The sequence below is a fragment of the Streptomyces sp. NPDC008001 genome, assembly GCF_042958085.1.
In the GTDB taxonomy this organism is placed as follows: Bacteria; Actinomycetota; Actinomycetes; order Streptomycetales; family Streptomycetaceae; genus Streptomyces.
This window is the reverse complement of record NZ_JBIBIZ010000005.1, coordinates 428063-447001: the sequence shown is the minus strand read 5'-3', so window position 1 is coordinate 447001 and position 18939 is coordinate 428063. Positions and strand designations below refer to the sequence as shown.

15 protein-coding genes and 1 pseudogene are annotated in these 18939 nt (G+C 71.7%); 3 read left to right on the top strand and 13 right to left on the bottom strand.

Annotation, left to right across the window (positions count from 1 at the left end; genetic code table 11):
- Window position 1 precedes the first annotated feature (1 nt).
- Genes zwf through pgl form a run of 3 tightly spaced genes read left to right on the top strand, consistent with a single transcriptional unit; the run spans window position 2 to window position 3395 of the window.
- Complete coding sequence (zwf, locus tag ACFZCD_RS16090; RefSeq protein WP_391831100.1) at window positions 2-1528, top strand: glucose-6-phosphate dehydrogenase; 1527 nt, start codon at window positions 2-4, stop codon at window positions 1526-1528.
- Complete coding sequence (gene opcA, locus ACFZCD_RS16085; protein WP_391831098.1) at window positions 1525-2619, top strand: glucose-6-phosphate dehydrogenase assembly protein OpcA; 1095 nt, start codon at window positions 1525-1527, stop codon at window positions 2617-2619. The genes zwf and opcA overlap by 4 nt, the downstream gene beginning before the upstream one ends.
- Complete coding sequence (gene pgl, locus ACFZCD_RS16080) at window positions 2616-3395, top strand: 6-phosphogluconolactonase (protein ID WP_391831096.1); 780 nt, start codon at window positions 2616-2618, stop codon at window positions 3393-3395. The genes opcA and pgl overlap by 4 nt, the downstream gene beginning before the upstream one ends.
- A 188-nt stretch (window positions 3396-3583) precedes the next feature.
- On the opposite strand, the gene pgi is transcribed toward pgl, so the two are convergent.
- The 13 genes and pseudogenes from pgi to ACFZCD_RS16015 all read right to left on the bottom strand — a co-directional run bounded on the left by pgi (window position 3584) and on the right by ACFZCD_RS16015 (window position 18800).
- Window positions 3584-5236, bottom strand: coding sequence for a glucose-6-phosphate isomerase (gene pgi / locus ACFZCD_RS16075; protein WP_391831330.1), 1653 nt, complete (start codon window positions 5234-5236; stop codon window positions 3584-3586).
- Between the two features lie 112 nt (window positions 5237-5348).
- On the bottom strand, window positions 5349-5684 hold the full coding sequence (locus ACFZCD_RS16070) for an RNA polymerase-binding protein RbpA (RefSeq protein WP_003957010.1): 336 nt from the start codon (window positions 5682-5684) through the stop codon (window positions 5349-5351).
- 161 nt (window positions 5685-5845) lie between these two features.
- Entirely contained in the window at window positions 5846-6076 is a 231-nt protein-coding gene (secG, locus tag ACFZCD_RS16065; RefSeq protein ID WP_391831094.1) for a preprotein translocase subunit SecG, read from the bottom strand.
- Window positions 6077-6192: 116 nt separating this feature from the next.
- A complete protein-coding gene (gene tpiA / locus ACFZCD_RS16060) occupies window positions 6193-6969 on the bottom strand; it encodes a triose-phosphate isomerase (protein ID WP_391831092.1) in 777 nt (258 codons plus the stop codon).
- A gap of 6 nt (window positions 6970-6975) precedes the next feature.
- Window positions 6976-8187, bottom strand: coding sequence for a phosphoglycerate kinase (locus ACFZCD_RS16055; RefSeq protein ID WP_391831090.1), 1212 nt, complete (start codon window positions 8185-8187; stop codon window positions 6976-6978).
- Between the two features lie 153 nt (window positions 8188-8340).
- Window positions 8341-9345 (bottom strand): type I glyceraldehyde-3-phosphate dehydrogenase, encoded by a 1005-nt coding sequence (gap, locus tag ACFZCD_RS16050; protein WP_391831088.1) that lies wholly within the window; start codon window positions 9343-9345, stop codon window positions 8341-8343.
- Between the two features lie 293 nt (window positions 9346-9638).
- Window positions 9639-11918, bottom strand: a pseudogene (locus ACFZCD_RS16045) (M14 family metallopeptidase); the annotation flags it as partial.
- Between the two features lie 197 nt (window positions 11919-12115).
- Window positions 12116-13123 (bottom strand): DNA-binding protein WhiA, encoded by a 1008-nt coding sequence (gene whiA / locus ACFZCD_RS16040; protein WP_030366605.1) that lies wholly within the window; start codon window positions 13121-13123, stop codon window positions 12116-12118.
- Complete coding sequence (gene yvcK / locus ACFZCD_RS16035; RefSeq protein ID WP_391831086.1) at window positions 13114-14166, bottom strand: uridine diphosphate-N-acetylglucosamine-binding protein YvcK; 1053 nt, start codon at window positions 14164-14166, stop codon at window positions 13114-13116. The genes whiA and yvcK overlap by 10 nt, the downstream gene beginning before the upstream one ends.
- A complete protein-coding gene (gene rapZ, locus ACFZCD_RS16030) occupies window positions 14163-15095 on the bottom strand; it encodes an RNase adapter RapZ (protein ID WP_391831084.1) in 933 nt (310 codons plus the stop codon). Before rapZ ends, yvcK begins: the two co-directional genes overlap by 4 nt.
- A 66-nt stretch (window positions 15096-15161) precedes the next feature.
- A complete protein-coding gene (uvrC, locus tag ACFZCD_RS16025) occupies window positions 15162-17204 on the bottom strand; it encodes an excinuclease ABC subunit UvrC (RefSeq protein WP_391831082.1) in 2043 nt (680 codons plus the stop codon).
- Between the two features lie 134 nt (window positions 17205-17338).
- Window positions 17339-18169, bottom strand: coding sequence for a hypothetical protein (locus ACFZCD_RS16020; protein WP_391831080.1), 831 nt, complete (start codon window positions 18167-18169; stop codon window positions 17339-17341).
- Between the two features lie 4 nt (window positions 18170-18173).
- Window positions 18174-18800, bottom strand: coding sequence for a papain-like cysteine protease family protein (locus tag ACFZCD_RS16015; protein ID WP_391831078.1), 627 nt, complete (start codon window positions 18798-18800; stop codon window positions 18174-18176).
- Between the last annotated feature and the right edge of the window lie 139 nt (window positions 18801-18939).

Here is an 18939-nt window from a genome sequence, read left to right as displayed (position 1 = left end):
ATTGAGCACAAGCAGCAATCCGCTGCGTGACGCTCTGGACCGACGGCTCCCGCGCATCGCGGGGCCGTCGGGCCTGGTCATCTTTGGCGTCACGGGCGATTTGTCCAGGAAAAAGCTGATGCCGGCGGTGTATGACCTCGCCAACCGGGGTCTGCTGCCGCCGGGCTTCTCGCTCATCGGCTTCGCGCGCCGCGACTGGGAGAACGAGGACTTCGCCCAGATCGTCCACGACGCCGTCAAGGAGCACGCCCGCACGCCCTTCCGCGAGGAGGTCTGGCAGCAGCTGGTGCAGGGCTGCCGGTTCGTGCAGGGCGACTTCGACGACGACGAGGCCTTCGAGAAGCTCAAGGACACCGTCCACGAGCTCGACAAGGCGCAGGGCACGGGCGGCAACTTCGCCTTCTACCTGTCGGTGCCGCCGAAGTGGTTCCCCAAGGTGGTCCAGCAGCTCAAGAAGCACGGCCTGGCCGACCAGAAGGAGGGCTCCTGGCGGCGCGCCGTCATCGAGAAGCCCTTCGGTCACGACCTGGCCAGCGCCCAGGAGCTCAACCGGATCGTCCACGAGGTCTTCCCGACCGAAGAGGTCTTCCGGATCGACCACTACCTCGGCAAGGAGACCGTCCAGAACATCCTGGCGCTCCGCTTCGCCAACACCCTCTTCGAGCCGATCTGGAACCGGTCCTACGTCGACCACGTGCAGATCACCATGGCCGAGGACATCGGCATCGGCGGCCGCGCCGGCTACTACGACGGCATCGGCGCCGCGCGGGACGTCATCCAGAACCACCTGCTCCAGCTGCTCGCGCTGACCGCCATGGAGGAGCCCGCCTCCTTCGACGCGGACGCGCTGGTCGCCGAGAAGACCAAGGTGCTGGGCGCTGTCCGGCTGCCCAAGGACCTCGGCAAGGAGACCGTCCGCGGCCAGTACGCGCACGGCTGGCAGGGCGGCGAGGAGGTCGTCGGCTACCTGGAGGAAGAGGGCATCGACCCCAACTCCAAGACCGACACCTACGCCGCGATCAAGCTGGAGATCGACAACCGCCGCTGGGCGGGCGTCCCCTTCTACCTGCGCACCGGCAAGCGCCTGGGCCGCCGCGTCACCGAGATCGCGGTCGTCTTCCAGCGCGCCCCGCACTCGCCCTTCGACCACACCGCCACCGAGGAGCTCGGGCAGAACGCCCTGGTCATCCGGGTGCAGCCGGACGAGGGCGTGACCATGCGGTTCGGCTCCAAGGTGCCCGGCACCCAGATGGAGGTCCGGGACGTCTCGATGGACTTCGCCTACGGCGAGTCCTTCACCGAGTCCAGCCCCGAGGCCTACGAGCGGCTCATCCTCGACGTGCTGCTGGGCGACGCCAACCTCTTCCCGCGCCTGAAGGAGGTCGAGCTCTCCTGGCAGATCCTCGACCCCATCGAGCAGTACTGGGACAAGAACGGCAAGCCGGCGTCCTACCCCGCCGGCACCTGGGGCCCGGTCGAAGCGGACGAGATGCTCGCACGAGACGGACGGAGCTGGCGCCGGCCATGAAGATCGACCTCACGGACACCACGTCCAGCAAGATCAACAACGCGCTGGTCCAGGGCCGCCGCGCCATCGGCACCCCCGCCATCGGCATGGTCCTCACCCTGGTCATCGTCACCGACGAGGAGCACGCCTACGACGCGCTCAAGGCCGCCAACGAGGCGTCCCGCGAGCACCCCTCGCGCAAGCTCGTCGTCATCAAGCGCGTCAGCCGCTCCCCGCGCGACCGCGCCAAGGCCCGCCTCGACGCCGAGGTCCGGGTCGGCACCTCCGCCGGCACCGGCGAGACCGTCGTGCTGCGGCTGTACGGCGAGGTCATGGACCACGCCCAGTCGGTCGTCCTGCCGCTGCTGCTGCCGGACGCCCCCGTGGTCGTCTGGTGGCCGGTCGGCTCCCCGGTCGACCCCCACGAGGACCCGCTGGGCGCGCTCGGCCAGCGCCGCGTCACCGACGCGTACACCGCCGAGGACCCGGTCAAGGAGCTCTCGGCCCGCTCGGCGCACTACACGCCCGGCGACACCGACCTCGCCTGGGCCCGGATCACGCCGTGGCGCTCGATGCTCGCGGCCGCCATGGACCAGCAGCACGCCGACGTCCTCTCCGCGGAGGTCGAGGGCGAGGGGTACAACCCCAGCGCCGAGCTCCTGGCCCTCTGGCTCGCCGACCGCCTCGGCGTGCCGGTGCGGCGCACCGTCTCCGAGGGGCCCGGCCTCACGGCCGTCCGCCTGGAGACCAGGAACGGGCCCGTCGTCCTGGACCGCCCGGACGGCTCCCTGGCCACGCTCTGCATGCCCGGCCAGCCCGACCGTGCCGTCGCCCTCCAGCGGCGCGAGACGGCGGAGCTCCTCGCGGAGGAGCTGCGGCGGCTCGACCCGGACGACATCTACCAGTCGGCGCTGAAGTACGGGGTCGAGCGGCTGAAGGAGGGTCCCGCCGAGGCGGCTGCGGCTCCGGCGGCCCAGGCCCCGGCCGACGCCCCCGAGGCCCCGGCGGCCCCGGACGCGGAGGCTCCGGCTGCCGGCGCTCCGGCCGGCGGGGAGAAGCCCGCTCCGGCACCGGCCAAGAAGGCCGCCGGCAAGAAGGCGGCCGGCAAGTGAGCACCCCGCAGATCGTCGTCCACCGGGACAAGGAGCTGATGGCCCAGGCCGCGGCCGCCCGGCTGATCACGAAGATCGTGGACGCCCAGGCCGCCCGCGGCTCGGCGTCCGTGGTCCTCACCGGCGGGCGCAACGGCAACGGGCTGCTCGCGGCCCTCGCCACCGCACCCGCCCGGGACGCGGTCGACTGGTCCCGGCTCGACCTGTGGTGGGGCGACGAGCGCTTCCTGCCCGAGGGCGACCCGGAGCGCAACGCCACGCAGGCCCGCGAGGCCCTGCTGGACGCCGTGGACCTCGACCCGGCGCGGGTGCACTGCATGCCCGCGGCGGACGGCACGCACGACGACGCGGACGCGGCGGCCGAGGCCTACGCGGAGGAGCTGGCCAAGGCCGCCCGCCCGGAGGACCACGGTCCCGTCCCGTCCTTCGACGTGCTGCTGCTCGGCGTCGGCCCGGACACCCACGTCGCCTCGCTCTTCCCCGAGATGCCGGGCGTGCGGGAGACCGAGCGCACGGTCGTGGGCGTCCACGGCGCGCCCAAGCCGCCGCCGACCCGGGTCTCCCTGACCCTGCCGGCGATCCGCGCGGCCCGGGAGGTCTGGCTGCTCGCGGCGGGCGAGGACAAGGCGAACGCGGTTGCGCTCGCGCTGAGCGGTGCGGGCGAGATCCAGGCCCCCGCCGCCGGGGCGTACGGGCGCAGCCGCACGCTGTGGCTGCTGGACGCGGCCGCGGCGGGCCGCCTGCCGCGGGGGCTGTATCCCCCGGCCTCACCCTGACGGCACGCACACCAACGGCCCGGCTCCCTCCAAGGGAGCCGGGCCGTTGTCTTGGAGCCCGGGGGCTAGCCCTCAGCCACCCGCAGGGGGAAACGGTGAAAGGGCGGGTCCGGGGCATCCCCTCCGCCGCAGCGGCGCTCAGCCACTGCCGACGTGCCCGGCGGTGCCGGGACCGCCTCAGCCGAAGGCTAACGGCCCCGGAGCTCCCGGTAGCGAGACACCAGCGCCGCCGTGGACGCGTCCAGACCCGGAACGTCCGCGCCTTCCGTGAGCGCAGGCTCCACCCGCTTCGCAAGCACCTTCCCCAGCTCCACACCCCACTGGTCGAAGGAGTCGATGTTCCAGATCGCCCCCTGGACGAACACCTTGTGCTCGTACAGGGCGATCAGCTGCCCCAGCACCGACGGCGTCAGCTCGCTCGCGAGGATCGTCGTCGTCGGGTGGTTCCCGCGGAACGTCTTGTGCGGGATGAGCTCGGCCGGGACGCCCTCCGCCGCGACCTCCTCCGGCGTCTTGCCGAAGGCCAGCGCCTGCCCCTGGGCGAACAGGTTCGCCATCAGGAGGTCGTGCTGGGCCACCAGGCCGGGCTGCAGGTCGTCCACGGGCCGGGCGAAGCCCAGCAGGTCGGCCGGGATGAGCTTCGTCCCCTGGTGGATCAGCTGGTAATAGGCGTGCTGGCCGTTCGTGCCGGGGGTGCCCCAGACGACGGGCCCGGTCTGCCAGCTGACGGGCCGTCCCTCGCGGTCGACCGACTTGCCGTTCGACTCCATGTCCAGCTGCTGCAGGTACGCCGCGAACTTGGACAGGTAATGGCTGTAGGGCAGGACCGCGTGCGACTGCGCGCCGTGGAAGTTGCCGTACCAGATGCCGAGCAGGCCGAGCAGCAGCGGTGCGTTCTCCTCGAAGGGCGCCGTGCGGAAGTGCTCGTCGACGAGGTGGAAGCCGGCGAGCATCTCCCGGAAGCGGTCCGGGCCGATGGCGAGCATCAGGGAGAGCCCGATGGCCGAGTCGAAGGAGTAGCGGCCGCCGACCCAGTCCCAGAACTCGAACATGTTGGCGGTGTCGATGCCGAACTCGGAGACCTTCTCCTCGTTCGTCGACAGGGCCACGAAGTGCTTGGCGACGGCCTCCTCACCGGCCCCCAGGCCGGTCAGCAGCCAGTTGCGTGCGGAGGTGGCGTTGGTGATGGTCTCGATCGTCGTGAACGTCTTGGAGGCGACGATGAAGAGCGTTTCGGCGGCGTCGAGGCCGAGCAGGGCCTCGTGCAGGTCGGCGCCGTCCACGTTGGAGACGAAACGGAACGTCAGGTCGCGCCGCGTGTAGGCGCGCAGGGCCTCGTAGGCCATCGCCGGACCGAGGTCGGATCCGCCGATGCCGATGTTGACGACGTTCTTGATGGGCCGGCCCGTGTGGCCCTTCCAGTCGCCCGAGAGGACCCGGTCGCAGAAGACCTGCATCTTGCGCAGCACGGCGTGGACCGCCGGGACCACGTTGTCGCCGCCGGCCTTGACGACGGCGGACTCCGGGGCGCGCAGCGCGGTGTGCAGCACGGCGCGGTCCTCGGTGGAGTTGATCTTCTCGCCGCGGAACATGGCGTCGCGCAGCTCCGCGACGCCCGTGGCCACGGCCAGCTCGCGCAGCAGGCGCAGGGTCTCGTCGGTGACGAGGTGCTTGGAGTAGTCCAGATGGAGGTCGCCGACGGTGAGGGCGTATTTCTCGGCCCGCCGCGGATCGTCCGCGAAGAGCTCGCGCAGGTGCACCTCCCCCAGTTCGTCCCGGTGTTTGGCCAGAGCGTTCCACTCCGGGGTCCGGTCCAGCCTGGTGCGGTCCTCTGCGTTCATCTCGGACATCAGTCCATTCATTCTCGTAACTGCCCCGCCGCCCTCCAACCTAATTGATCTGCCGGCGGTTCGAGCGCAACGCGAAACGGCACCCACGAGGGGTGCCGTCCGGTCAGATCTCTCCGCGGAGCTTCGCGAGCGCCTCCGCGAGGATGGCCTCGCCGTCGGCGTCGCTGCGCCGCTCGCGGACATAGGCGAGATGCGTCTTGTACGGCTCGGTGCGCGGCGGGTCCGGCGGATTGTCCCGGTCCTGGCCGGCCGGGAAGCCGCAGCGCGGGCAGTCCCAGGTGTCCGGCACCTGCGCGTCGCTGGCGAAGCTCGGCTGCGTCTCGTGCCCGTTAGAGCACCAGAAGGAGATGCGGAGGCGCGGCGCGGACTCGCCCCGCTCGGCCTCACCCATCGGCCCCGCTCCGACCCGGCTTCCCCGGATCGCGTTGCCACTTGCCACGGTCGTAACTCCCTGCGTAATGGTGCTGCGGACCGCCTGAACCGACGGCTCCGCTGCGGGCGCCCCAGTCTACGTAAGGCCCAACGCGCGTCCAGTGGCAGGAGTTACAGCCCGGCCGCGAGGACGCGACCTCAATGATAGGCCGCGTTCACGACGGTACGTCAGCTATCGAGCTTCATCAGCAGGCCGAGTACGACGATGCACGCGAACCACAGCAGGCCGACGACCACGGTGATGCGGTCGAGGTTGCGCTCCGCGACGGAGGAACCGCCGACGGAGGACTGCATGCCACCGCCGAACATGTCGGACAGGCCGCCGCCCTTCCCCTTGTGCATGAGCACCAGCATCATCATCAGCACGCTGAAGATGATGAGGGCGATCGAGAACCCCATGACCACGGCTGGACCAACTCTCTCGGACGGTAGACGGTGAGGGGCCGGGTGGCACGAAACGTGCCGGTCCCGGCCCCGACAGGGTACGACGAGGGAAGCTCCTCGTCATAGCGCTGCTACTGGTCGCGGAAGCGCACGATCTTGACGAACTCGTCCACGTCCAGCGAGGCGCCGCCGATCAGGGCGCCGTCGACGTCCGGCTGCGCCATGATCGCGGCGATGTTGCCGGACTTGACGGAGCCGCCGTACTGGATGCGGATCTTGTCGGCGACCTCGCGGCCGTAGAGCTCGGCCAGCCGGCCGCGGATCGCCCCGCAGACCTCCTGGGCGTCCTCGGGCGTGGCGACCTCGCCGGTGCCGATGGCCCACACCGGCTCGTAGGCGATGACGATGCTCTCGGCCTGCTCGGCCGGGACGTCCTTGAGGGCGCCGTCGACCTGCGCGAGGGTGTGCGCGACCTGGCCGCCGGCCTTGCGGACGTCCAGGCCCTCGCCGACGCACAGGATCGGGGTCAGCCCGTGCCGGTAGGCGGCCTTGACCTTGGCGTTGCAGAGCTCGTCCGACTCGCCGTGGTACTGGCGGCGCTCGGAGTGCCCGATCGCCACGTAGGTGCACTTCAGCTTGGCCAGCATGGCGCCGGAGATCTCACCGGTGTACGCGCCGGAGTCGAACGCCGAGACGTCCTGGGCGCCGTACTTGATCTTCAGCTTGTCGCCGTCGACCAGGGTCTGGACCGAGCGGAGGTCGGTGAAGGGCGGCAGGACCGCGACCTCGGTGCCCTCGTAGTCCTTGTCGGCGAGCGCGAAGGCGAGCTTCTGGACGTGGGCGATGGCCTCGAGGTGGTTGAGGTTCATCTTCCAGTTGCCCGCCATCAGCGGGGTACGTGCACTCACAGTGGTTCAGTCCTCCAGTGCGGCGAGGCCGGGGAGCGTCTTGCCCTCGAGGTACTCGAGGCTGGCGCCGCCGCCGGTCGAGATGTGGCCGAAAGCGTTCTCGTCGAAGCCGAGGGTGCGCACGGCCGCGGCCGAGTCGCCCCCGCCGACGACGGTGAAGCCCGGCGAGTCCAGCAGGGCCTGCGCGACGGCCTTGGTGCCGTTCGCGTAGTCGGGGTGCTCGAAGACACCCATGGGGCCGTTCCAGAAGACCGTGCCCGCGTCGGCGAGCTTCGCCGCGTAGAGCTCACGGGTCTTCGGGCCGATGTCGAGGCCCTCCTTGTCCGCCGGGATGGCGTCCGAGGCGACGGTGCCGGGGTTGGCCGGGGCCTTGGTCTTCAGGTCCGGGAAGTCGGCGGAGACCAGGACGTCGACGGGAAGGACGAATTCCACGCCCCGCTTCTCGGCCTCCGCCAGGTAGGCCAGGCAGGTGTCCTTCTGGTCCTCCTGCAGCAGCGAGATGCCGACCTCGTGGCCCTTGGCGGCCAGGAAGGTGTACGACATGCCGCCGCCGATGAGGATGCGGTCGGCCTTCTTGAGCAGGTTGTCGATGACGCCCAGCTTGTCGGAGACCTTGGCGCCGCCGAGCACCACCACGTAGGGGCGCGCGACGTCCTCGGTGAGCTTCTTCAGGACGCCGACCTCGGTGGCGATCAGGTCGCCGGCGGCGTGCGGCAGGCGCGCCGGGAGGTCGAAGACCGAGGCGTGCTTGCGGTGCACGGCACCGAAGCCGTCACCCACGTAGAGGTCGGCCAGCGAGGCGAGGGCGTCGGCGAAGGCGCCGCGCTCCGCATCGTCCTTGCTGGTCTCGCCCGCGTTGAAACGGAGGTTCTCCAGCAGCGTGACCTCGCCGTTCGCCAGTGCGGCGACGGTGGCCTTCGCGCTGTCCCCGACCGTGTCGGTGGCGAACGAGACCTTCTTGCCCAGGATCTCGCCGAGCCGCGCGGCGGCGGGGGCGAGGGAGAACCGGGCCTCCGGGGCACCCTTCGGGCGGCCCAGGTGGGAGGCGACGATCACCTTGGCGCCCGCGGCGGCGAGCTTGGCGATCGTCGGGGCGACGGCGCGGATGCGGCCGTCGTCCGTGATGGTGGTGCCGTCGAGCGGCACGTTGAGGTCGGCGCGGACGAAGATCCGCTTGCCCTCGACGCCGTCCTGGACGAGTTCGTCGATCGTCTTCATGCGATGACTCCGGTGACTTCCGTAGTGGGGCCCCTCCCAGCGTGAGCTGGGGGACGGTCATGGGACGGGGCCCGGACGACGCGTCGTCGCGTCGCACGAGCCCCGTCCCCTACATCCCGTTGCCTGTGATCGTACGATCCGCGCAGGCAGGGATCAGAGCTGGCCGCCGACGAAGACGGTCAGGTCCACCAGGCGGTTCGAGTAGCCCCACTCGTTGTCGTACCAGCCGACGACCTTGACCTGCTTGCCCTGGACCATCGTCAGCTGCGAGTCGAAGGTGCAGGAGGCCGGCCAGTTGACGATGTCCGAGGAGACGATCGGGTCCTCGGTGTACTCGAGGATGCCCTTGAGCTGACCCTCGGCGGCCTTCTGGAAGGCGGCGTTGATCTCTTCCTTGGTGGTCTCGCGGTCGAGCTCCAGGACGAGGTCGGTGACCGAGCCGGTCGGGACCGGGACGCGCATGGCGATGCCGTCCAGCTTGCCCTTGAGCTGCGGGAGGACCAGGGCGGTGGCCTTGGCGGCACCCGTCGAGGTCGGGATGATGTTCTCCGCGGCGGCGCGGGCGCGGCGCAGGTCGGAGTGCGGGAAGTCCAGGATGCGCTGGTCGTTGGTGTACGCGTGGACCGTCGTCATCATGCCCTTGACGATGCCGAAGCTCTCGTCGAGGACCTTGGCCATCGGCGCCACGCAGTTGGTGGTGCAGGAGGCGTTGGAGATGACGTGGTGGTTGGCCGCGTCGTACTTGTCCTGGTTGACGCCCATCACGATGGTGATGTCCTCGTTCTTGGCCGGAGCCGAGATGAGGACCTTCTTCGCACCGGCGGCGAGGTGCTTGGCGGCGTCCTCGCGCTTGGTGAAGATGCCGGTGGACTCGATGACGATGTCCGCGCCCAGCTCGCCCCAGGGCAGGTTCGCCGGGTCGCGCTCGGCCATCGTCTTGAACGTCATGTTACCGACGGTGATCGTGTCGTCGGTGTGGCTGACTTCCTGCTTCAGACGACCGAGGATGCTGTCGTACTTCAGCAGGTGGACCAGAGTGGCGTTGTCGGTCAGGTCGTTGACACCGACGATCTCGATGTCCGCACCCTGCTCCAGGAGCGCGCGGAAGTAGTTACGACCGATACGGCCAAAGCCGTTGATGCCTACGCGGATCGTCACGAACCGATCTCCTCGTTGGTGTGCCGGACTGTCCGCCGGCGGGCTGTTTTGGGATGTCCCCGACCACCACCGACCCTACCTCTAAGAAGGTGGGGACGTGACATTGGCGTCACCTGGCCCGTAAGGCGGTCTCACCCCTTGACAGAGCGGAGTGCTGCACTAATGAGCGCGAACCTTTCGGCGGGGTCCGGGACGTGCTGGAGACCGAAGCCGAGGAGGAGGGTGCGGGCGGTGGAGACGGCCGCCGCGCGGTGCGGGGCGGCGGCCCCGGCGCACCGCTCATTACGGAGGGTGACCGCCGTGTCGGTGCACCGGCCGGCCGCTGCGCCGTTCGGGTCCGCGGCCGCCTGCCCGGCCGTCGCGTAGTCGCCGGCCGCGGCGCTGCGGAACTGCGGGAAGTCCGCCGGCGGCAGCTCGTCGGAGACGGGCGTGTACCGGCCGGCGCCGTCCAGCCTGCTGCCGGGGGCGTCGCCGAGGCGCACCCGGACGCCGGCGAGGGGCCCGGTGCCGGTGAAGCGCACGGGGGCGGGCTGCGACGCACGGCTGCCCGCGCCCAGGTAGTACTGGCTGAAGTCGTCGGTCTCGGCCTCGCCGACGACGCCGTAGCCGCCCGCCTGCTTGCCCGCGGCGACGAGCTTGCCGCCCTCGTTGACGAAGTCGCGCACGGCCAGGAGCGTGGCGCCGCCGGGCCGGTTGTCGCCGGAGTACCAGACGACGCTCTTGAAGTGGCCGAGCACGCCCAGCGGGTGCGGCGCGCCCTGCGTGGCGACGTCCCAGACGGCGGCGTCGCGGCCGGCGGCGGCCAGGGCCGCCGTGTAGACGGCGGTGTGCCGGGCGGCGCCGGAGCCGCCCTCGTCGGCGATCACCAGGGTGTCGGCCTCGGGGCGGTGCGCCACGGTGTAGGTGAAGGGCTCACTGGCGGTGGGCCTGCCGTCGTGGGTGCGGCCGGAATACCAGACCCGGACGCTGGAGCCGGGTTCGGCGCCTTCGACGTAGGCGCGGTACTCGGCGAAGCGGATGCTGTCCTTCCCGGCGTAGGTGTCGCCGCCGCGCCATTCCTTCAGCGGCACGGAGCGCGTGGGGCCGCCGTCGATGCGGTAGTTGAGGCGGGTGTCGCGCAGGCTCCTGCGGGCGGTGACGGAGACCTCCTGCTCGTCGCCGAGGGCGTAGGAGGTGGTGAAGGCGTCGGGGGTGAAGTCGGCGGCGGTGAGCCCCACGGCCGAGCGGGGCCGGTCGGCGCCCTCGCGGTTGACGGCCGTCTCGGCGACGGACAGGGCGAACGGGATGTTCTTCGCGAACTCCTGCTGGATGAGCTTCTCGTCGTCGGGGAAGGTGAAGGACGACGGGCAGTCGGCCGGGTCCCAGCGGTCGTGGGGGTCCACCTGGGACGCGGTCTGGCAGGTCGACATCTCAGGGGTGAACATCATCGTGCCGTTGACGTTGGCCGCGTGGCCGTCCGCCTCGCCGTTGGTCGTGTAGAGCTCGGACGAGACCTGGGGATGGTAGCCCGGGATCGCGGACTTCTCCGGCGTGCCCGCGAGCGCCTTGTACAGGACGTCGTCCGGGGTGGGCGTGGCGACCTGCCAGCCGACGCCGTAGAGCAGGAGTTCGGCGGCCGAGTGGTAGTTGACGGCGTAGGTGAACCGGTGCTTCTTCTCGAAGGAGTCGAGCGCCCGCGTCTCCGGTTCGGAGGCCGGGGCCGGGCCGCGGTAGGTCTCGGAGCCCGGGCGGGGGGACGAACCCTCGTTGTCGTAGCCCCACTTGTACGGGAAGTTGCGGTTGAGGTCGACGCCGTCGCCCGGGGTGATCTTGCCGTCGCCGTTGTTGTCGCGCAGGTTCTTGCGCCACAGGCGGGTGTCGGGGCTCTGGAAGGTGTAGTCGTAGCCGTCGGGGTTGGCGGAGAGGACGAACCAGAGCTCGGCGCGGTCCACGACGTCGGTGACGCGGGCGTCCTTGCCGTAGCCGTCGAGGTAGTGGTGGAGCAGCCGCCTCGTCATCTCGGGCGTGATCCACTCCCGGGCGTGCTGGTTGGACATGTACAGCACGGCGGGCTTCCTGCCGTCGGCCTCCGTGCGGGCGTCCTTGCTGAGCTTGAGGGCGAGGATGTCCTGGCCGCGGACGGTCTTGCCGATGCTCACGACCTTGGTGAGGGCGGGGTGGGCCCGGGCGGTGTCGAGGAGCTCCTGCCGGAGGCCGTTCTTGCCGCTGTACGGGCGGAAGACGCCGTCGCCCGCGGCTTTGAGGTGTTCCCTGATGTGCCGGGGGACGCGCTTCTCGGTGAGGCCGATGCCCCGGGCGCGCAGGTCGCGGGCCTGGGCGGGGGTGAGGTAGAGCTCGACGGAGGCGGCCTTGGTGCCGGCCGGGCGTTCGGCGAGCTCCTGGCCGTCGACGCCGGCCGCGAGGAGCAGCGGCATCTGGGCGGCGGTGACGTTCGCGGTCCAGACGGCCAGTGGGCCGTCGGCGTCCTGCGCCGCGGGGGCGGCGCCGGGTTGTGCGTGGGCGAAGGGTGCCGCGGCCAGTCCGCCGAAGAGCAGCGAAGCCGCCGCGAGGACCGATCTCGTCCTGCGTCTCATGAGCCCCCCTTGCTGTTGTCTGCCACGTCAGTGTCCGGACGCCAGCCTGGAGAGCTTGCATGATCATGTCAACGATGCGGAAAGAGCCACCCTGCGGCGCCCTGCACGGCGCCGGAGTGGCCCGGAACGGCCGGAAAAACCGAAGAGCCGGGGCGGCCGGAAAGCCGGGACGGCCCCGGGGAACGGTGCGGCGCCGCTCAGCCGGCCATGCCCTCGGCCATCTCCTCGGAGAGGTCCGACAGGTCGGAGAGGTTGGACTCCGTGCCGGGGATGCCGAGGTCCTGGGCGCGCTTGTCGGCCATGGCGAGCAGGCGCCGGATCCGGCCGGCGACGGCGTCCTTGGTCAGCGGCGGGTCGGCCAGCGCGCCCAGCTCCTCCAGCGAGGCCTGCTTGTGCTCCATGCGCAGCCGGCCCGCGGCGGCGAGGTGCTCGGGCACCTCCTCGCCGAGGATCTCCAGGGCGCGCTGCACCCGGGCGCCGGCCGCGACGGCGGCGCGGGCCGAGCGGCGCAGGTTGGCGTCGTCGAAGTTGGCGAGGCGGTTGGCCGTGGCGCGGACCTCGCGGCGCATTCGCCGCTCCTCCCAGGCGAGCACGGACTCGTGCGCGCCCAGCCGGGTCAGCAGGGCGCCGATTGCATCGCCGTCGCGGACGACCACGCGGTCGACGCCGCGCACCTCGCGCGCCTTGGCCGCGATCTGCAGCCGGCGGGCCGCGCCGACCAGCGCGAGCGCCGCCTCGGGCCCGGGGCAGGTGACCTCCAGGGAGGAGGAGCGGCCGGGCTCGGTGAGCGAGCCGTGGGCCAGGAAGGCGCCCCGCCAGGCGGCCTCGGCATCGCAGGTGGCGCCGGAGACGACCTGCGGGGGCAGCCCGCGGATCGGGCGGCCGCGGCCGTCGACCAGGCCGGTCTGGCGCGCCAGCTGGTCACCGCCCGCCACCACCCGGACCACGTAGCGGCTGCCTCTGCGGAGCCCGCCGGGGGCCATCACCACCAGGTCGGAGGCGTGCCCGAAGATCTCCAGGATGTCCTTGCGCAATCGCCGGGCGGCGATCCCGGTGTCCAGCTCCGCCTCGATCACAATGCGCCCGCTGACCAGGTGCAGACCGCCCGCGAACCGCAGGATCGCCGAGACCTCCGCTTTCCGGCAGCAGGTCCGGGTGACGGGGAGCCGGGAGATTTCGTCCTTCACCGCTGCCGTCATCGCCATGGGCCGATCCTTCCATGCATCCGAAAAATACGGTCGTACGCGGCGGCCAACAGCTCCGGGTCATGAGTCGGGGAGCCGTCGGGCGCGGCGACCGGCGCCAGCTCGACCGCGGCCCCGAGCCGCTTGGCGGCTTCGGTGAGGCTCTCCCGGTCGGGCACGGCGGCCTCGTCGGCCAGCACCACGTCCAGGGCGAGTTTAGGGGCGTGTCGGGCCAAAACCTCCAAATGACGCTGCGGGGAGAAGCCATCGGTTTCACCCGGTTGTGGTGCGAGATTCAACGACAGCACCCGGCGGGCCTTCGTCTCCTGCAGCGCTTCCAGCAGCTCGGGGACGAGCAGGTGCGGGATGACGGAGGAGAACCAGGACCCGGGGCCGAGCACCACCCAGTCCGCGTCGAGGACGGCGGCGACGGCCTCGGGCACGGCCGGCGGGTCCTCCGGGACGACGTGCACGGACTGCACCTCGCCGGGGGTCAGCGCCACCGTGGCCTGGCCGCGGACCGTGGTGACGGCACCGGGCTCGGCGGGGTCGTGGCCCTTGACGAGCGCCTGCAGCTCCAGCGGCACGGCGGACATGGGCAGCACCCGGCCGTGCGCGCCCAGCAGCTTGCCGACCAGGTCGAGGGCCTGGACGGGGTCACCGAGCTGCTCCCACAGGGCGACGATCAGCAGATTGCCGACGGCGTGGTCGTGGAGGTCGCCCTCGCTGGTGAACCGGTGCTTGATCACCCGGGCCCAGGTCTGGCCCCAGTCGTCGTCGCCGCACAGGGCGGCGAGGGCCTTGCGCAGGTCCCCGGGGGGCAGCACGCCCAGCTCGTCGCGGAGCCGGCCGCTGGAGCCGCCGTCGTCGGCGACGGTGACGACGGCGGTGAGGTCGCCGGTGATCCGGCGCAGGGCGGCGAGCGAGGCGGACAGGCCGTGGCCGCCGCCGAGGGCGACGACCTTGGGCTGGGCGCCCCGCTTCGCACGGCCCTCGGGGCCGCGGCCGGCGCGGCCGGGGACGAGGCGGCGCACCCGGCGGAGCCTGGACGTGCGGCCGGTCACTCGCGCCCCATGTCCCGGTGGACGACGACGGTCTCCACTCCCTCGGAGACCAGGCGGTGGGCGAGCTTCTCGGACATGGCGACGGACCGGTGCTTGCCGCCGGTGCAGCCGACGGCGATGGTCACGTAGCGCTTGCCCTCGCGGCGGTAGCCCGCGGCGATGAGCTGCAGGAGCTCGGTGTAGCGGTCGAGGAACTCCTTGGCGCCGGGCTGGTTGAAGACGTAGCCCGAGACCTCCTCGTTGAGGCCCGTGAAGGGGCGCAGCTCCGGCACCCAGTGCGGGTTGGGCAGGAAGCGGCAGTCCACCACGAGGTCGGCGTCGACGGGCAGGCCGTACTTGTAGCCGAAGGACATGACGGTGGCGCGCAGCTCCGGCTCCTCCTCGCCGGCGAACTGGGCGTCCATCTTGGCGCGCAGCTCGTGGACGTTGAGGCTGGAGGTGTCGATCACCAGGTCGGCGTCGCCGCGCAGCTCGCGCAGCAGGTCCCGCTCGGCGGCGATGCCGTCGACGATGCGCCCGGAGCCCTGCAGGGGGTGCGGCCGGCGCACGGACTCGAAGCGGCGCACCAGGGCGTCGTCGGAGGCCTCCAGGAAGATCACGCGGCGCTTGACCTTCTTGGCGGCCAGGTCGGCCAGGGACTCGCGGAGGTTGTCGAAGAAGCGCCGGCCGCGGACGTCCACGACCACGGCGATGCGGGCCACGTTGCCCTGGGAGCGGGCGCCGAGGTCCACCATGGTGGGGATCAGCGCGGGCGGCAGGTTGTCCACGACGAACCAGCCGAGGTCCTCCAGGCATTTGGCGGCGGTGCTGCGGCCCGCCCCCGACATGCCCGAGATGATCACCAGTTCGGGGATGCCCGCCGCCTCGCCGGCCGCATCCGCCGTCGTGCCCGTACTCACCTGTGCTCCGTCTCGGTCGTTCCCGGTCATGCTGCTACCCCCGTCTCACCGACGGCGCCGCGGGCGCGGCTCCGTCCTTCCATACTGCGTGTCCCGTCATTCCCCCGCCTCCTCCATGATCTCGCCCGTGGCCGTATTGACGGCAGGGGCGGGCGGGGCGGCCGCCGCGAGGGCGGCGGCGATCGTCTCGGCGGTCTTGCGGCCGATGCCCGGCGTCTCGCAGATCTGCTCGACCGTGGCGGTGCGCAGCCGCTTCACCGAGCCGAAGTGCTTCAGCAGGGCCTTCCTGCGGGTCGCCCCGAGGCCCGGGACCTCGTCGAGCGGCCCGGCCGTCAGCGTCTTCGTGCGCTTGCTGCGCTGGTAGGCGATGGCGAAGCGGTGGGCCTCGTCGCGCACGCGCTGCAGGAGGTAGAGGCCCTCGCTGGTGCGGGGCAGGACGACGGGATCGTCCTCGCCGGGGAGCCAGACCTCCTCCAGCCGCTTGGCGAGGCCGCAGACCGCCACGTCCTCGATGCCGAGCTCGTCCAGCGCCCGGCGGGCGGCGGCGACCTGCGGCTGCCCGCCGTCGACCACGACGAGCTGCGGGGGGTAGGCGAAGCGCTTGGGGCGGCCGTCCTCGGTGCGGGCGCCGGCCGGGCCGGCGTCCCCGGCGTGGCCGCCGTCCCCGTCGTGGCCGCCGTCCCCGTCGTGGCCGTTGTCCTCCGCGACCGCGTTCTCCTCGGACCACTCCCCCGCCTTCTGCTTCTCCTGCAGATAGCGGCGGAAGCGCCGGCCGATCACCTCGTGCATCGAGCGGACGTCGTCCTGGCCCTCGAAGGATTTGATCTGGAAGCGGCGGTACTCGCTCTTGCGGGCCAGGCCGTCCTCGAAGACGACCATGGACGCCACGACGTCCTGCCCCTGCAGGTGCGAGATGTCGAAGCACTCGATGCGCAGGGGCGCGGAGTCCAGCTCCAGGGCCTCGGCGATCTCCTCCAGCGCCCGGGAGCGGGTGGTCAGGTCGGAGGCGCGCTTGGTCTTGTGCAGGACGAGGGCCTGCTGGGCATTGCGCTGGACCGTCGCCATCAGGTCCTTCTTGTCGCCGCGCTGCGGGATGCGCAGGTCCACGCGGGAGCCGCGGCGCTCGCTCAGCCACTGGGCGACGGGCTCGGCCGGCTCCGGCAGGGCCGGGACCAGGACCTCCTTGGGCACCGCGTCGCCGCTCTCCTCGCCGTAGAGCTGCTGGAGGGCGTGCTCGACGAGACCGGCCGTGTCGACGGCCTCCACCTTGTCCGTCACCCAGCCGCGCTGGCCGCGCACCCGGCCGCCGCGCACGTGGAAGATCTGCACCGCGGCCTCCAGCTCGTCCTCCGCGACGGCGATCAGATCGGCGTCGGTGGCGTCGGCGAGGACGACGGCGTTCTTCTCCATGGCGCGGCGGAGGGCCTCTATGTCGTCGCGCAGGCGGGCGGCCTTCTCGTACTCCATCTCCTCGGCGGCCTCGCGCATCTGCTGCTCCAGGCGGCGCAGGTAGGCGCCGGTGCGGCCGGCCATGAAGTCGCAGAAGTCCTCGGCCAGTTCGCGGTGCTCCTCGGGGCTGACCCGGCCGACGCAGGGGGCGGAGCACTTGCCGATGTAGCCCAGCAGGCAGGGGCGGCCGATCTGGGCGGAGCGCTTGAACACCCCGGCCGAGCAGGTGCGGACGGGGAAGACGCGCAGCATCAGGTCGACGGTCTCGCGGATGGCCCAGGCGTGGGCGTAGGGGCCGAAGTAGCGCACGCCCTTCTTCTTGGGGCCGCGCATGACCTGGACGCGCGGGAACTCCTCGCCCAGGGTGACGGCGAGGGAGGGATAACTCTTGTCGTCGCGGTACTTGACGTTGAACCGCGGGTCGTACTCCTTGATCCAGGAGTACTCGAGCTGGAGCGCCTCGACCTCGGTGGAGACCACGGTCCACTCGACGGAGGCGGCCGTGGTCACCATCGTGCGGGTGCGCGGGTGCAGGCCGGCTAGGTCCTGGAAGTACGACGAGAGGCGCTGGCGCAGGCTCTTCGCCTTCCCGACGTAGATCACCCGGCCGTGCTCGTCACGGAATCTGTAGACCCCCGGCGAGTCGGGGATCTGTCCCGGCTTGGGTCGGTAGCTGCTGGGGTCGGCCATGTCACACACCCTACTTGCGGGCAGTGACAATCGGCGTCCGTCCGCGGAGGGACCGGCTCCGGCCCCGGCGGGGGGTGGCGGCCGGGGACGGAGCCGGATCCGGGCCGGCCGGAGGGCCGGCCCGGGGGGAGCGGTCAGCGGCGCCGGAGCCTGCGGCGCGCCGTCACCGCGCCGGCTGCCAGGAGCAGGGCCGCACCGCCGGCCGCCGCGGCGGAGGTGGTGGTGCTCAGCGGGCCGGAACCGTCCTGCCGCCCGGGTGCCGCGGGCTGTCCGGCACCGTAGCCGCCCGCCCGCCCGGCCTTCGCGTACGCGGAGCCGGGCAGCTTGTCGCCGTACGCCTTGCGGACGCGGGCGCGGTAGGCGTCGAGGGTGGTGCCCTGCGCGCCGACCGCCCGGACGGCATCGGGGTCCAGGGGCAGGACCCGGTCGCCGCGCTGGACGTACCAGGCGTCGATCTGGGGCTCGCGGAAGACGGTGCCGCCGCTGAGCTTCTGCTGCCCCTCGGCGGCGTAGCGCGTCTCGTCGTCGCCGGTGGCGATGTTGACGACCTTCCAGGCGTCCCCGGTGCGCGCGGTCCACACCGATGCCTTCCGGCCGTCGGACGAGACCGCCTTGCTGGCGAGGAAGTCCAGCGTGGCGACGGGGGCGCCGTCCTTGCCCGCGACGAACTCCGGGGAGAGCGTGTAGACGGGCACGGTCGCCCCCTCGATCCTCGGCTCCGCCTTCGCCGCGGTGACCGCACCGTCGCGGGCGAAGAAGCGGGACAGCGTCCCCAGGGCCGAGGTGGAGGACGCCGCTTCGCGGGCGGCGGAGACTCCGGCGGCGGTGGGGGCCGCGGGAGGCGCCGGGGTGGCGGCGTGGGCGAGCGGGGCGAGGCCGAGGAAGGCGGCGGCCGCGGCGCCCGCGGCCACCGCACGGGCCGCGTCGCGCCGGGAGTGCTGCTGCCGGGTCGTCCGGTCGTTCATGTCCTCACGCCCCGATCCGGTAGAGCGAGTGGGTCCAGGAGAACTGGTTGTTGCTGACGTACCAGTCGTGGGACGCCCAGTTGTAGCGGTTGTTGGACGGCCACGGGTCGCCCCAGTAGACGGACTGGCCGGCGTCGTCGTAGCCGTAGACGACGTGCATGTGGCCGCCGCCGGAGGACCACTGGATGCGGGTCTCGACCGGCCGGTTCGCGTTCACCTCGCTCTGGATCGTCGGGTAGCGCAGCCAGCCGCTCACGTACGAGCCGGGGTTGATGCCGGCCCACCGCAGGGCGGTCTGCACGTTGCCCAGCGTGGCCTGGTTGTTGGGGCACTCCGTTCCCTGCGAGCGGCCGAAGGCGGCGTTGCAGAACTGGTTCTGGCTGTAGGTGCGCCCGAACCAGGTGGCGATGGTGTTGCCCGACGCGGCCCAGCACCAGTTGCTCTTCTGCTGGGCCTGCATGGTGATGCCGAGCTTCTGCGCGGCGCGCAGGGACGGGTGGTCCGCGGTGGCCGCTGACGCCGTGGTGGGGACGGCGAGCAGCGTGGCGGCGACGACGGCTGCGGTGGACAGCCGTCTGCCGCGTATGCGGGCCTTTCCGGGATCGTTCAGTTGTGCCGATGCACGGGACATGGACGTTCCTCCCGAGGCGGGGGGTGGTGATGGAGGCGCGTCCGGACGCTGGTGAGGAGCATCAGGGAGTTGTCAGTGAATGGTCAACCGGCTTCAATGCTCGGTGAGCCGACGGTGTGAACGAGGCGTACCGGATGTG

Coding starts and splice junctions, on each gene's coding strand:
- secG (WP_391831094.1), bottom strand. CDS start 6,076: ATGGGGTTCTCGATCGCCCTCATCATCTTCAGCGTGCTGATGATGATG.
- pgi (WP_391831330.1), bottom strand. CDS start 5,236: ATGAACGCAGAGGACCGCACCAGGCTGGACCGGACCCCGGAGTGGAAC.
- ACFZCD_RS16015 (WP_391831078.1), bottom strand. CDS start 18,800: ATGTCCCGTGCATCGGCACAACTGAACGATCCCGGAAAGGCCCGCATA.
- ACFZCD_RS16020 (WP_391831080.1), bottom strand. CDS start 18,169: ATGAACGACCGGACGACCCGGCAGCAGCACTCCCGGCGCGACGCGGCC.
- opcA (WP_391831098.1), top strand. CDS start 1,525: ATGAAGATCGACCTCACGGACACCACGTCCAGCAAGATCAACAACGCG.
- uvrC (WP_391831082.1), bottom strand. CDS start 17,204: ATGGCCGACCCCAGCAGCTACCGACCCAAGCCGGGACAGATCCCCGAC.
- whiA (WP_030366605.1), bottom strand. CDS start 13,123: ATGGCGATGACGGCAGCGGTGAAGGACGAAATCTCCCGGCTCCCCGTC.
- ACFZCD_RS16055 (WP_391831090.1), bottom strand. CDS start 8,187: ATGAAGACGATCGACGAACTCGTCCAGGACGGCGTCGAGGGCAAGCGG.
- rapZ (WP_391831084.1), bottom strand. CDS start 15,095: ATGACCGGGAACGACCGAGACGGAGCACAGGTGAGTACGGGCACGACG.